General features: G+C 42.6%; 11 protein-coding genes. 10 read left to right on the top strand and 1 reads right to left on the bottom strand.

Annotated features, from left to right (window positions below):
• The first annotated feature begins 506 nt into the window (after window positions 1–506).
• Together DWV68_RS12520 and DWV68_RS12525 are read left to right on the top strand one after the other, a co-directional pair.
• On the top strand, window positions 507–1,664 hold the full coding sequence (locus DWV68_RS12520; protein WP_118087208.1) for an exonuclease SbcCD subunit D: 1,158 nt from the start codon (window positions 507–509) through the stop codon (window positions 1,662–1,664).
• Window positions 1,661–4,840, top strand: coding sequence for an AAA family ATPase (locus DWV68_RS12525; RefSeq protein WP_118087209.1), 3,180 nt, complete (start codon window positions 1,661–1,663; stop codon window positions 4,838–4,840). Before DWV68_RS12520 ends, DWV68_RS12525 begins: the two co-directional genes overlap by 4 nt.
• Here the strand turns inward: DWV68_RS12525 and DWV68_RS12530 are convergent.
• Window positions 4,832–5,380, bottom strand: coding sequence for a TetR/AcrR family transcriptional regulator (locus DWV68_RS12530; RefSeq protein ID WP_118087210.1), 549 nt, complete (start codon window positions 5,378–5,380; stop codon window positions 4,832–4,834). The two genes, DWV68_RS12525 and DWV68_RS12530, sit on opposite strands and share 9 nt — an antisense overlap.
• 721 nt (window positions 5,381–6,101) lie before the next feature.
• Between DWV68_RS12530 and DWV68_RS12535 the strand changes: the two genes are divergently transcribed.
• From DWV68_RS12535 to DWV68_RS12570, 8 genes are all read left to right on the top strand, one after another.
• The gene (locus DWV68_RS12535) at window positions 6,102–6,947 is read left to right on the top strand and encodes a DegV family protein (RefSeq protein WP_158561480.1); all 846 of its coding nucleotides are present in this window, start codon (window positions 6,102–6,104) and stop codon (window positions 6,945–6,947) included.
• 279 nt (window positions 6,948–7,226) lie between these two features.
• A complete protein-coding gene (locus DWV68_RS12540; RefSeq protein WP_118087213.1) occupies window positions 7,227–8,762 on the top strand; it encodes an ABC transporter permease in 1,536 nt (511 codons plus the stop codon).
• Window positions 8,763–8,770: 8 nt separating this feature from the next.
• Entirely contained in the window at window positions 8,771–9,130 is a 360-nt protein-coding gene (locus DWV68_RS12545) for a sensor histidine kinase (protein ID WP_117947796.1), read from the top strand.
• A gap of 30 nt (window positions 9,131–9,160) precedes the next feature.
• Complete coding sequence (locus tag DWV68_RS12550) at window positions 9,161–9,808, top strand: HAD family hydrolase (RefSeq protein WP_118087214.1); 648 nt, start codon at window positions 9,161–9,163, stop codon at window positions 9,806–9,808.
• A gap of 15 nt (window positions 9,809–9,823) precedes the next feature.
• Window positions 9,824–10,873 carry a GGDEF domain-containing protein gene (locus DWV68_RS12555; protein WP_118087215.1) on the top strand — a complete coding sequence of 350 codons (1,050 nt, stop codon included), beginning with the start codon at window positions 9,824–9,826 and terminating at the stop codon, window positions 10,871–10,873.
• 51 nt (window positions 10,874–10,924) lie between these two features.
• A complete protein-coding gene (locus tag DWV68_RS12560; RefSeq protein WP_118087216.1) occupies window positions 10,925–11,992 on the top strand; it encodes a lysozyme inhibitor LprI family protein in 1,068 nt (355 codons plus the stop codon).
• Between the two features lie 22 nt (window positions 11,993–12,014).
• Complete coding sequence (locus DWV68_RS12565) at window positions 12,015–13,004, top strand: guanosine polyphosphate pyrophosphohydrolase (protein WP_117698592.1); 990 nt, start codon at window positions 12,015–12,017, stop codon at window positions 13,002–13,004.
• Between the two features lie 12 nt (window positions 13,005–13,016).
• Window positions 13,017–14,363, top strand: coding sequence for a hypothetical protein (locus tag DWV68_RS12570; protein WP_147337988.1), 1,347 nt, complete (start codon window positions 13,017–13,019; stop codon window positions 14,361–14,363).
• Window positions 14,364–14,805 lie beyond the last annotated feature (442 nt).

The following is a 14,805-nucleotide window of genomic DNA, read 5'->3' on the forward strand; positions in this document are numbered from 1 at the left end:
CATAATTATTATACATAAATAAGTCATAAAATCAATAAAAAAACTGCGAAATTTTTATAAAGTGAAGAAAGTTGAAAGATTTTCCCCCTAAAGAATTAGCCTCCTGCTTAAAAATGCTGCCATATAATTCTACAGAAGTCCGTTGCGGCAGCACCACAGACAAGCTATAATACAAAGTAAGAGTTGGACTTGGCTATCTCTATTGGAACAGAATATATCGGAATGCATCTGCATTACCGTTCTTTCGTGTGTATCCCTTAGCGGGTATCGCAGCAAACAAATGGATGCCGGGCAAATGTCTGAGCTTGATTCTTTATATTTAGCAGGAAAATACGATGCGAGTTTTGCCCGGTGTCCATCAATAAAAGTTTGTGCAGATACCCGCTTAGGGATACCAGAAAGAACGGTAGCAGATGCATTCGGATATATTCTGCCCTAGGAGAGATAGAGAAAAATATAATCTCACTTTGCAGGATAATCTTGTATAGAAAAGGAGCACGTGGGCTATGAAGATATTTCACTTATCCGACCTTCACATCGGATTGAAATTAATGAATCATGATTTAAGGGAAGACCAGGAATATATCCTGCATCAGATTGTAGAGCGGGCCGGAGAAGAAAAACCGGATGCCATTTTGATTGCAGGAGATATTTATGATAAAGCAGTGCCGGCGGCAGAGGCAGTAGAGGTATTCGATCATTTTATCAATGAACTGACGGAGATGGTGCCGGAGGCTGTCATTATGATGGTTAGCGGAAACCATGACAGCGCACCAAGAGTGAACTGTTTTCGAAGCATTTTATCAAGACAGCATTTATATATGATAGGAAAGCCGCCTGAGACGAAAGAGGAATACATTGAGAAAGTGACATTGACGGATAAGTATGGAAAAGTGAATTTTTATCTTCTGCCTTTTGTGAAGCCGTCTATGGTAAAGCAGATTGTGGGAACGGATGAAAATGATAACAACCTTTCCTATGATGCAACTTTGCATAAGCTTCTGGAAAGAGAAAATGTAAATGAAGCAGAGCGGAATGTGCTGGTGAGCCACCAGTTCTACTTGCCGGCAGGAAAAGCGGCGGAGGATGTTGAGCGGATGGATTCCGAAATCCGCACCGTGGGAAATATTGATGAAGTGTCTGCGGATGTGTTGGAGCGGTTTGACTATGCGGCATTGGGACACATTCATAAGCCTATGACCGTGGGAAAAGAGTGTTATCGTTACTGTGGAACACCTCTTGCCTGCTCCGTCAGTGAAGCGGGACAGAAAAAGGGCATTATTATGGTGGAACTGGAAGAAAAGGGCAGGCTTTCCACCAGAGTAATTCCGTTAAAACCACTGCGTCAGGTGCGTATTGTGGAAGGAGAATTAGAAGAAGTATTAAAGCAGCCATCCGATAATTTTGTAACTGTGATTCTTACCGATAAGGTGGATGTCAATGTCTTTGACATGCAGGACCGGCTGCGTCATGCATTTCCCAATTTACTGGAAATCCGAAGAGAAACGCTGCACAAAGCCAATTATGAAATGGAAAAATTCCGGCATGAGGCAGAGCTTGATGCCTTTTCACTATGCTGTGAGTTTATCGGAGAGATGAACGAGGAAGAGAGAGAAATTCTTAAGGAAGTCATCAATAAAGTAGAGGAGGAGAGTGAGTTATGAGACCATTAACCTTGGAAATGCAGGCATTTGGGTCCTATGGAGACCGGACGAAAATTGATTTTCGAAAACCATCCCAGAATTTATTTCTGATTACCGGAGATACCGGTTCCGGCAAGTCCACTATTTTTGATGCCATAGCCTTTGCGTTATATGGAGAAGCCAGTTCCACAGCTAATAAGAAAAGTGGAACAGAGCTGCAGAGTCAGTTTGCCACAGCAGGCGCAGAGCCTTATGTGGAATTGAAATTCTGTGAAGGAACAGAAGAAAGCGGCGTCTATACAGTACGCCGTGTGCCAAGACATGTCCGCCCATTGAAGCGGGGAAGCGGTGAAAAAGAAGAAAGCGAATCCGTTACCTTAATCATGCCGGATGAAATCGTTTATTCGCAAAAGGAAACGAATCAGAAAATCATTGATATTGTCGGGCTGAACAAGGGGCAGTTTATGCAGGTGGCAATGATTGCCCAGGGAGAATTTATGGAACTGCTCCGGGCAAAATCCGATGAGAAAAAAGTGATTTTCCGAAAATTATTCCACACAGAAAAATATGAAAAGATTGCCAATGAATTAGGAGACCGGAAAAGGAAATTAGATGCAGAGATTGCCACAATCCGTACGAAGTTTCATGCCAAAGCTGAGAATGCGGACATACCGGAAGCCTTTGAAGAAGCCGAAGCCCTGTTGGCATTGAAAAAGAAGATGCAGCAGGCGGATGCAAAAGCACCGGAGATGGAACGCTTTTTAGAATTGATGCAGCAATTGTGCCAGTATCTTAAGGAAGAGGGAAAGAAGAAAAAGAAGGAAGCAAAGGAAGCGGAAAAACTGCGGGAGCATTGCAGGAGTGCGTTGCAGGAAGCGGAAAATCTGCAAAAATCCTTTACCCAGATGGAAGAAGCACAGCGGGAGTTGGCACGCCTTTTTGAAGCGGAAGAGGAGATAAAAGAGACTGCCCGGTTAGAGCAGATGATAAAGCTTGCCTATGATGCAAAGCAGCTCTATCAGCAGTATGAAGAAGCGGTAAAGAGGCTGGAGAATTTAAAGGCAGAACAGCAGAAATTAGAAGAAAAGTTGCCGGAGATAAAGAAAGCTTTAAAAGAGGCAGAAAAGGAAAGAAACTTAGCAGAGGCGGAAAAGGAAACACAGCAGAAGAATTACAGTATTATAGAAGAAAAAGTAAATCGCACGAAAGCGGCATTGAAAGAAATAAGAAAAGCTGCGCAGGAAGTAGAGCAGAGTAAAGATGCTTTGCAGCAGGCGGAAGAGACGGAAAAAGAGACAAAAGAAAAAAGCACTGTCTTAGAGCAGAATATTGTGCAGTGGAAGAAAGAAGCAGAAGCCTTCGAAGGAATGGAAGTAAGGCAGTTACAGATTACCGGAAAGAAAAATGCTCTTGCAGAAATCGAAGATGCCGTAGCAGAGATTACAGAATCAAAGCAGCTTCTTGGTAAAGAAAAGAAACAAGAGGAACATGCAAAAGAGATTTATAGGGAAGCATCCGGACAGTATCAGGAAAAGCAGCAGGAATACGAAGCATATCGTAAGCGGTTTTTCGATGCCCAGGCAGGTATTTTAGCAAAGGAATTAAAAGAGGGAGAGCCATGCCCGGTCTGCGGTTCCATGGAACATCCAAAGCCATGCATTGTGGTAGAAATGCAGGAAGAATTAAGCCGGGAAATGTTAGAAACTTTAGAAGAAACGGTTGCAAAGTTACAGCAGAAGCAGGAAGCAGCATCTACAAAAGCCGGTACATGTCACGTAAGAAGAGAGAACCGGGAGAAAGAGTTGGCAGAAAAACAGGAAAAGTGCAGGAAGAAAATGGAAGCCTTTGGAAAGGAAGCACACCCGGCAGCCGATGAAGAAATAGAACCGTGGCTTGTCACGCAAAAGAAAGAGCTTGCAAAAGAAGAAGAAACACTTTCTCAGGAGATAAAAAAGAAGAAGGAATTGTCTCATAAATTAGAAGAGGCAGAAGCAAAAAAGATTGCACTTCAAAAAGAAGAGACAGAAGCAACAGAAAAGAAGCTATTGGCAAAAGAGCAGTTTGACCGTTGTCAGGCAGCTTACACAGAGCGGAACCGCACCCTTGACTATACATCTGAAAAAGAAGCGGATGAAGTCTTGGCAGAAGCACAGGAGAAGAAGGCTTCTGCAGAAAGTGCATATGCAAAGGCTGATAAAGAAAAGAGCCGTTTAGAGGAAGAGAAAACCGGTACACAGACAGGCATTGTCCGTTGTGAAAGAGAACTTCCGGAACGGAAAAAGGAAGCAGAAGCCAAGCAGCAAAAATATGATTTATATATAGAAGAAAAAGATATTTCCAAACTGGAATGGCAGACGCTGGTGGAGCAGTATTCGATAGATGCCATGGAAGAGATGCGGCAGAAAAGGGAAGATTATCAGAATCAGAAGACGATGTATCAGAGCCGCTATGAGACAGCGAAAGAAACTGTAGGAGAGAAAGAAAAACCGGACGTAGAGAAGCTTTCAGAGGAACTTAAGGCAGCAGAGGAGCAGAGTAAGCTTGCAGGCAGGGCGGCCAATGAGTGGGAGATTTCTAATCAGAAGGATACGGAAATCTTAGAAGCGGTAGAGGAAATATGGAGCGGGCGGCAGCAGGTATTAGAGCAGCACAACCGTATAACACGGCTTTATACTGTCATTTCCGGAAATGTGTCCGGCAGCCGTATGGATTTGGAGACCTTTGTGCAACGCTATTATCTGGAGCGGATTCTTTATGCAGCAAACCGCCGTTTTGAAGAAATGTCAGCAGGACAGTTTGAACTCAGAATGTTTGATGAGAAGAAGGCTGCAATCGGAAAGAATAAGGGACTTGACCTTATGGTATATTCCAATGTGACCGGAAAAGAGCGGGAAGTCCGTACGCTTTCCGGAGGAGAATCCTTTATGGCGGCGTTATCCATGGCACTAGGCATGGCAGATGAGATTCAGGAAAATTCTGCTGCCATACATCTTGATATGATGTTTATTGATGAAGGATTTGGTTCCCTGGATGAGCATGCAAGAGAGCAGGCAGTCCGGGTATTAAAAGAGATGGCAGGCGGCTCAAAGCTTATTGGAATCATTTCCCATGTAACAGAATTAAAGCAGGAAATGGAAGACCAGCTTCTTATTACAAAAGATGAAGAAGGAAGCCATGTCCGCTGGCAGTTAAGCTAGCGGATAGGCTCCCTGTTCTAACATTTCCGTCACCATGGAAGCCATAGCGGAAGGATGTTCCTTCATTCCGTTTTGCAGCCATTTTAAGAAAACATTATAGAGCGCACCGGAATAGAAGTAGACTTTATACCGGTGAATATCATTATAAGGCATGTCACCCATATGATTTTCTAATTCCTGATCAAAAAGGTCTAAGTAAATGTATGCAAGACCTGCCTTATATACACTTAAAATAAATTTCTTGTAAGTCTTAAAATACCGGAAAATCAGTAAAATTGCCTCATAGCTGAAAAAGTCATTTTCAAGCTTTTCTGCCCTCTTCCGGTATTCTTCCATAATATCGTCCGTAATTTTAATCAGCACTTCTTCCTTGGAATGAAAATTCCGGTAATAGGAAGCTCTTGCTACTCTGGCAGTGGTAATAATATCGGTTACGGATATATCGGAAAATGCTTTGGTGTCCATGAGTTTGGTCAGGGCACGGGCAATCTTTAATTTTACCTGGCGGTTCGCTTCGTATCGTTTGTCTGTTTCTTTCATTTGAATGCTCCTGTTCGTATGTGCTATGGATGTGTGCTGGTGGGTGGGACAGAATATGATATTCGTTTCTTACGATTTGCATTTGATATGTGCATTGGTTCATTACGCAAAGAGCGTTATTTTTCTTAGCACTGTATTTTTCTTGCTGTCAGGCTGTCCTTTCCGTTGCTTTGACCGGATGCCGGCTCTGTCCGTCTGTTGCGGATACCACATTCCGTCTGAAAGAGACGCTAAGAATTCCGTTAAAAATTCTGTATCTTCCGGCAACCGGCACATATTCGCATCCATGCTTAAGATGTGCCTCGCTGGCACATCCCTGTGCCAGCGTTGCCGGTTGCTGCCGGAATTCTAAGCGTCTCTAACAGACTGCATATATCGTATCCGCATTCAGGCGAACAGAGTCCGGCATACTGTCAAACATTGGAAAGACAGGCTTTATCGGCAAAAGAAAAATGCAGTGCAAGAAAAACCGCTCTTTGACGTTAGAAGCAATGTATGTATCAAATACAAATCGTAATAACAAATATAAAACGACTGTCCCACCCACCGGCACCACATCCGTATCATGATACAAAATGATATAAAATGTCTCACATCAAACCGTTGAAAAAAGGGAAAACTATGCTACAATGCTACTTATGCAGCCACAACAATGTGATATAAATTATCTCACATATAGTGTGGCATAGATACAGACAACAGTCAAGAGATGGAGACGAAAATGAAGATAATTACAGATACAGGATCTGATATATTAGAAATCGAAGCAAAGGCAATGGGCGTGGATCTGGTGCCGATTTCGGCAAACTTTGCAGATGTTATATTCGACCGGAATACAGAAGAGAATTTCAAAGCATTTTATGAGAAACTGCGCAGCGAGGAACAACTTCCGGTATCCAGCCAGCCATCACCGGCAGCATTTTTAGAAAAGTATGAAGCGGCAGAAGAAGCAGGCGAGGAAGTGTTGGTGATTCTCATTTCTTCAAAGCTTTCAGGAACCTATAACGGAGCAGTGCTGGCAAAAGAAATGTGCGGATATGAAAAGATATATATCGTGGATTCCCTGCAGGCATCCTTATCCTTGCGGCTTCTGGTGGAGTATGCCGTGAAGTTAAAAGAAGAAGGCAAAAGTGCAGAAGAGATTGCAGGAATCTTGGAAGAAGTAAAGAACCGCACTTATCTTACCGGTGTTCCGTCCACATTATTATATTTGAAAAAGGGCGGACGTATTTCTCCGGTAGTTGCAGCGGTGGGAAATGTAATGGGAATCAAGCCGGTGCTGCTGCTCCGGAATGGAGAGATTGAAGGATATTCCAAAGCCCGCGGCATAAAGGCAGCCAAAAGCGGAATGCAGGCATTTTTGAAAAAAGGAGAAGTGGATAGCTGCATGCCGGTAGAATTTGCTCACAGCAATAATCCGGAAATGGGAGAGGAATTCCAGAAAGAAACCATGGATGCTTTTTCCCTGACAGAAAGCAGCTTACATGAAGTTGGAATGGCAATCGGAACCCATATCGGACCGGATGCACTTCTGATGGCATTTATTTTAAAAGAAAGCATGAAATAAGAATTTTCAGATTTAAGGATTCTTTAATAATTGATTCGTTATAGTAGAACCAGCAAAGGAAATAAAACTTTGCCGGTTCTTTTTTTCCCTTTACAGGAAATTGCCTGCAAAGTAAAAAAACGCGAGGATGCACACTGCGGCGTATAAGGTAGATGTCGCAAGTGACCGCCGCAGGCGCAGGAATGTGCCAAGGCACATTCTTTGTTACAAGTAGCGAGAAAATTGCAAAGCGTGTTTCGCGTAGTTGAGGTATACTAAGAGGATAGAAAGGAGCAGAAGATGTTTTGGGATATCTTACGCAAAGACTTAAAGCGAAAGAAAACAATTAATATTGTAATTTTGCTGTTTATTATTTTAGCTGCCATGTTTGTGGCAAGCGGGCTGAACAATGTACTGACGGTAGTAAATGGAACCGATTATTATCTTAATCAGGCAGACATTGGAGATTATGTAGTATTGACCCAGCAGGGGGATGGCGGTGTGCCGGAGCTTTTGGATACCTGTCAGTATGTAAAAGACTACCGCATGGATCATATTATGTATGCAGCCAAGGGGAATATCAAGGCAGAGGGAAAAGAACTTGATATAGCAAACAAGGCAATGATCATAGAATCCATTTCCGAAAGTGAGATACATTTTTTCACAAAGGATAATAAGGAGCTTACAAAAGTGCCTGAGGGTGAGGTCTATGTCACAGGAAATTTCTTAGATGCAAATGATTTAAAAGAGGGAGATAAACTTACGATTACCCATGGCAAAAACAGTGTGGAGTTTACGATTGCCGGAAAAGCAAAAGATGCGCTGCTGGGTTCTGAATTTATGGGAAATAAAAGATTTATTTTAAATGAAGCGGATTATCAGAAATTTGCATCGGATGAAAGTCTTGCAGAATACCGTGGCGAGATTATTTATATTGACACAGACAATCCATCGGAAATAGCCTCTTTGTTAAGCAATGCATCCAACATCCTATTTAACCGGGGACGGGACATTTTTAAATTATGTTATGTCATGGATATGATTGGGGCATTTGTGGTGCTGGTTTTAAGTGTATGCTTGATGATAGTATCCTTTGCAGTGTTGAAATTTACGATTACTTTTACGGTGACAGAAGAATACCGGGAAATCGGTGTCATGAAAGCCATCGGAATTACGGACTTTAAGATACGAAGCCTTTATCTTGTAAAATATCTGATGCTGGCTGTTGTGGGAGCAGCAATTGGATTCCTGGCAAGCATCCCATTTGGCAATATGCTGCTGCAGTCTGTGACAGAAAATATGATGTTGGGAAACAGTCATGCCATTACGGTAAATTTCATAGGAGCAGTCATTGTTATTGCAGTTACTATCTGGTTTGCATACCGGTGTACCGGAAAAGTAAAGAAGCTGACACCGGTGGATGCTATTCGAAACGGTCAGTCCGGAGAACGCTTTAAAAAGAAATCCATTTACCGGCTGGGAAAAAGCCGTTTTAACAGTACCTGGTATCTGGCAGTCAATGATATTTTAAGCAGTCCAAGACGGTTCCTTACGATTATATTGTCCTTTTTCCTCTGTTCCGTTTTTATGCTGGGAGTGGTTATTACAACAGATACCATGAAAAGTAAGAATCTGATTACGACATTTGGAAAAGAAAGTGATGTCTACATATCAGATGTATCACAGGCAATGGGTAATATGGCAGGAAAGACCCGGGCTGATTTGGCAAAAGAATTAGATGACCTGGCAGAAGAACTTACGGAAGAAGGCATGCCATCGGAAATGTCCGTTGAGATACAGTATACTATAAAGATAAACTTTCACAGCTTCATATAGGGTTTAACATGGGGGAGTATCAGAATTCTCTGGTGAAAGCAGATACAGAACGTTTGCTGGAAGTATTGCAGAATATCATAGAAAATGCTATAAAATATGGTAGTGGCAAAAAAATTGGTATATCAATTTCAAAAGAAGAAGACTGTGTGCTGATTACCGTGGAAAATACAGGAGAAGTTCTTCCGGCAGAAGAACTTCCGCATCTTTTTGACAGCTTCTATCGTGGCTCCAATGCAGGAAGCCAGGAAGGAAGCGGACTGGGGCTTTATATATGCAGAAAGCTGATGCATAAAATGAACGGGGATGTTTTTCTGAAACAGGAAGAAAATCTTTTTTCGGTAACTGTGGTAGTGGGTATGGCAAATTAGTCAATGAAAAAGGCAGGAAGAAAATGTAATATGATAAAAGCAGTTTTATTTGACATGGATGGAACACTCATTGATACAGAGAAATACTATAGAATCTGCTGGCCTAAGGCAATGGCGCATTTTGGCTATGAAATGAGTGATGAGCAGGCATTGTCCATGCGTTCCTTAGGACAACCCTTTGCACCGGCGCATTTAAAGGAAATGTTTGCAGATGAGAATCTTGACTATCCGGCTATCCGGGCTTACCGGAAGGAATTGATGGAGGAATATCTTGCAAAGAACGGTATTGAGATAAAAAGAGGAGCTATTGAGTTATTGAATTTCTTAAAAGAAAAGAAAATCCGGCGGGCAGTTGCAACGGCAACCGACATGGAACGGACAGAAAGATATTTAAAGCAGATAGGACTATATCCGTACTTTGATGAAATCATCAGTGCAACCATGGTAGAACACGGAAAGCCGGCACCGGATATCTATACTTTTGCATGTGCACAACTTGGACTTGCTCCGGAAGAATGTCTTGCGGTGGAGGATTCGCCCAATGGGGTTATGAGTGCTTGTCAGGCAGGCTGTCAGGTGGCAATGGTTCCGGATCAGACACAGCCGGATGATGAATTAAAAAAGAAACTTACGATATGTGCAAATACACTGGATAAATTGAAAATTTTATTTTCATAAAATGGGAGAGGAAAGATGAATTTTTTATTTGATACCTCAATTGATGTGAGCCGCAGACAGTTTTATGTGCTGGCAATGGGAAGCTGTATCGGAAATCTGGCAGGATTTATTGGAAATGCATTGATTTTCGGATGGAGCGGAACAACGATTTTCTGCGGAATCTGTATGTTACTTATGGTCGCAGGAAGTTTCATTGGAATAAAAAAAGGACAGATACGTTATGCGTCTTATTTGATGATAGCAGTCTTAAGTCTTGTGGAATTTCCGGCACTGTATTATATATATCAGACGGGAACGATTGTATACATGGTACTTGCGATGGTAGCAATTGCGATTTTTATTCCAACCGGAAATGCAATCCGGTTTGCCGGCGTGGTAATTGTAGCAGATGTGGCAGCAGTTATTTTAGCCTATATGAGACCGCTGGAAAGTGAAAAACTGTCAAAAGAAGTCGTGCTGCAGAGCACACTTTGTTCCCTGCTTATCGTTTTACTTTGTGTCTTTTTAATTTCTATCCTGCTTCAGATGCAGAGACAGAGACAGGAAGAAGAAGTAAAGAAGTTGAATGAACAGTTGAAAGATGCCGCAGATAAAGATGCACTGACAGGACTCTATAATCGTCGTTACTTAAATCAGTATCTGGGAGACCTTATTCTGGATGAGAAGGAAGAATTTGATGCGGTACTGATTGATCTTGACTTCTTTAAACATGTGAATGACACTTACGGACATGGGTTTGGAGACATTATTCTGGTGGAATTTGCAAGACTTTTAACGAAGCATGTAAAGAATAAAGGTATCGCGGTACGCTTTGGCGGAGAAGAATTTATGCTGGTTTTAAAGGGGATGAACACGGATGAAATCGGTAAAATGCTAGAGCATATAAGATGGGAATATAAGGAATTTACAAAGCATGAAAAGAATATCGAATGCTCTTTCAGCAGTGGTGTACAGCATTATACAGAAGGAATTGCTGTTACGATATTATACCGCTTAGCGGATGAGAAGCTCTATGCTGCAAAAGAACGGGGAAGAAACCAGGATGTATTTGATTTAGAATCATAGAAAGATAAAAAAGGGGCGGGAATTGAAAAGGAACATCAGGAGGATTCGTTTGTGAAAGGGAAAAAGTTTTTAGCAATGATATTAAGTGCAGCGTTTGGAATGTCAACGTTTGCGGCTTGCGGAAGCAGAGTCGTGGAGCCGGAGAAAAAGACCACAGAAACAGAGGCAGAGACTGAGACGGAAGAAACGGAAAACTCAGAAGAGGTGACAGAGGAGACAGAAACGGAAAATGTGGATGAAGATGACATTTTTGCACAGCTTGCAGGAGAAAGCTTTATGTTTACCAGCGGAGTCGGTGCATGGGATTCTACATTGATTTTATCCGAGGATGGCTCTTTTGTGGGAAATTATCATGATGCAGATGCGGGAGATAGCGGGGATGGATATCCAAATGGAACCCTTTACTATTGTGATTTCTATGGAAAATTCACCCAGCCGGAAAAGATAAATGATTATACCTATGAGATGCAGTTGGAGAATATTGCAACGAAGGAAACAGAAGGCGACACGGAAATTAAAGGCGGCGTGAAATATATTTACACGGGACCGGCTGGTTTGGAAGAGGTTTATGATTTATATATTTATCTGCCGGGTGCACCGTTAGATGAATTGCCGGAAAGATTCCTGGACTGGGCATCCATTGGTCTTACCGATGATGATACGACGCTTCCATTCTATGCAATTTTTAATGTGCTGACCTTTGATACCTTTTTAGGACCGAGTGGGGATAAGGTTACGGTAAATGATAAAACCACAACTTCCGATGTATCCATAGAGAGTGAATTGCAGAAAATCGAGGAGAAAGCAGCAGCCATGCAGGAAGACCTTTCCAGTGGAGAACTGACACAGCAGGAAATGAATACCCTGTCTCTGCAGTTGTATCAGTTGTGGGATAATGAGCTGAATTCTATTTGGAGCCGTTTAAAAGAGACTTTGGATGAGGACACTATGACGACTCTTACCCAGGAAGAGCGTGACTGGATTAAGACAAAAGACAGTGCAGTAGAGGAAGCCGGTAAAGATGCCGAGGGCGGAAGCCTGCAGCCATTATTGGAAAATGATAAGGCGGCAGAATTAACAAGAAACAGGGTATATGAACTGGCAGAGTATTTGAAATAAAAAGATATTTTAGCGAGGGAAAATGGTTACATTAAATGATTACTTATACTCCGGAGCAACGGTGTTCCGGATATTGAAAAAGTATACGCAGGACCTCCGGGCATCCGCAAAAGTATCAAAAAATGAAGTGGATCTGGTGCACTGCAATTTCCTGATTCAGATTATGGAGCTGTTAGAGCACAATGATTTCCTGACAGCGCAGTCCCAGAAAATCCGTGAGTTCTACAAATATATGGCAATGGAATATCCTTATCTTTCCTTTACTTTTAAAGGAAGAATCAAGTCACTGATTCGTGCGGAGGGCAAATTCAACGGCTATATTGTAGAGTACATTTATGATTATTATAAAAAGCATAAAAGCTATCCGGACATTGCAGAATTAAAGGAAAAGCTGAACTGCTTCCGTGATCTGATTGCATACCGGATTGTGATTTCCATGCCACGGTGTCATTTGAAAAATCATGAGAACCGCGAAGAAGAGGAATTAAAGCACCTTTATCAGATTGCAAATGTGTTGCCACAGTTTTTAGAGGAGCGTGGATTTACGGCAGAGCCGACAGGCGGTGTCTTAAGAAGCAGTTCCCCGCTTTTGGATGATGCTGTAAAACCATATTACCGGGATTATATCACCAGCGAAAAGGAGGACGATTACAAATCCTTACATATTACTTTTTATGATAACAGTGCGAGATGTTATGTGGAAATGCAGCTTCGCACAAAGCAGATGGATGATATTGCAGAAATCGGTTCCGCCAACCATATTAATTATGAGAAAAAGCAGGAAGCATCCAGAGCACGCCGGGATACCATCCCGGAGGGAGAATGCATTTATTTTGATGAAGCTTATGAACGGTGCAGGCGTTTGCAGGAACTGGAGCTTTCCGGTGTGGATGTCGACATGTTTACAGCAGTAAGCAACAGCCTGATGAATGACGGCTGCGGCTTATACCGGGGAAGACTGATTCTTCCTTATGAGCATTTGTCGAGATTTCAGAATGATTTGATTGATTAGAAACAGAACAGAATGGAAGCGTACGAAACGGAGAAGGCAGCTATGGGTGAAAATATGGAAAAGGAACAATGGATGAAAGAGAGTCTCCAGATGCAGAAGGCAAGCTGGATTCAGGATGAAATTACAAAGCGCAGAGAGCGGGAAGATGAGTTGCTGCAGCAGATTTTTATGGAACAGAAAATGTTGCAGGAACTGGACGAAGACATGGACGAAAATATGGCACATGCCAGAGAAGGCCGCAAATACCGGGAGGACATGAAGGAGCGGGTCAATGACCGGGTATATGAAATCCATGACCTGAGTGCAGATAAGCGAGAGGGAATGCGGGAATACAAATATGCATATCGCAGAGGCTACGCCCTTGCCATGTTTTTCTTTTCACTGGCATTGTGCGTCTTTGTAGGCTTTTTACATGGAATCACATCACAAATCTGTCTGATGCTGATGTTCTTTACCGGCGTGCAGGCAGCCATTTTTGTACACCAGAAGCAGTGCTTCTTTCTCTGGAGACTCATCTGTGACATTTTCTCAGCAGTAGTTTTCCCGGTGATGCTGGTTCTCTTTATCGGTTATGAATTAAAGTACGGCTTCTACGATTTCCTGCTTCCAATCTGCCTTATCGTAGGACTGGTGCTGCTGGCACTTACCACAGCATCCTATTTCCTCTACGATCCATACTGCAGTGCCCGCCGCAGAGTCGGTGATGCCAAGAGCATGATCCGTTCTATCGAGCGTTCCGCCAAAAAGCAGGTCAAGAAGAGCCAGAAGCAGCAGGCGAAAGACGAGCTTCGCCAGAACCGCCTGCAGCAGAAGGAGCAGGATAAAGCCGAGAAGCTTCGCATCAAAGAAGAGCAGCGCCAGGAAAAAGAGCTTAAGAAAGCCGCGCAGCGCGAAGAACAGCAAAAACTCCGTGACGCAAAGAAGCAGGAAGCCTTAGAAAACCGCGAAGAGAAGAAGCTTGCCCTCATGGACGCTGTGGCAGCCAAGAAAGAGCAGTTCCGGGAGAAGTTCCGGAAGGATGAGGGAGTGGAAGAAACGGAAGAAGAGGAGAAAGAGAAAGAGGGCGTTTTGGCTTCGGATGAAGGCACGGAAGATGCAGAAAATACAGAGCAGGGCGAGACAGTAGTTGTGGACAATGCGGCGCAGGAAGAAAGTGTGGTTTTAGAAGAAGGAGATGTGTCGGAGGATGCAGCGCAGAAAGAAGAAGTGTTAGAAGAGGAAACTGTGCTGGAGGATGTGGTGGCATCGGAAGATACTGCGGATTCGGGGGAAGATGAGGCAGTTTCGAGTCTGGATGAGGACGAAGAATCCGGGGATAAGGATTCTGAGGAAGAGAAAGTTCTGACAGAAGATAATTAGATAGATGAGGGTTGTAAGATAAGAGCATGGAAGAAATTCTGTGCTCTTTTGTGATGGAAAAATAATTAGATAAGGATAGAGATATAAGTATAAGATAGGAATCATAGAAAGTATTGTCGAATTGGGGTGTGAAGCAGATTGATAAGAGGGAAGATTTTGACGATTTTTATTAAAAAAGGTTGCAATTTGGAGGAGGGAGATGCATAATATTTATATAGAATTTTGGGGGGAGAGAAAAGTTATGAAAAAGCTAAGTAAATATGATAAAAAGAAATTAGAAGTTCACAAAAGATATGATGCGTAAGGGCATTGGTCGTTTGTGAATTTTTTTGTTGGGGAATGAAAGGGGAGAATGCAGTGTTCTTTTTTCAAACAAGATTCTTTTGGCGAATAAAGAATATCTCATAAAGGGTAATAAATAAGAGATTTGAGGTCTATTCTG

Source organism: Roseburia sp. AF12-17LB (genome assembly GCF_003479605.1).
In the GTDB taxonomy this organism is placed as follows: domain Bacteria; phylum Bacillota; class Clostridia; order Lachnospirales; family Lachnospiraceae; genus Roseburia_C; species Roseburia_C amylophila.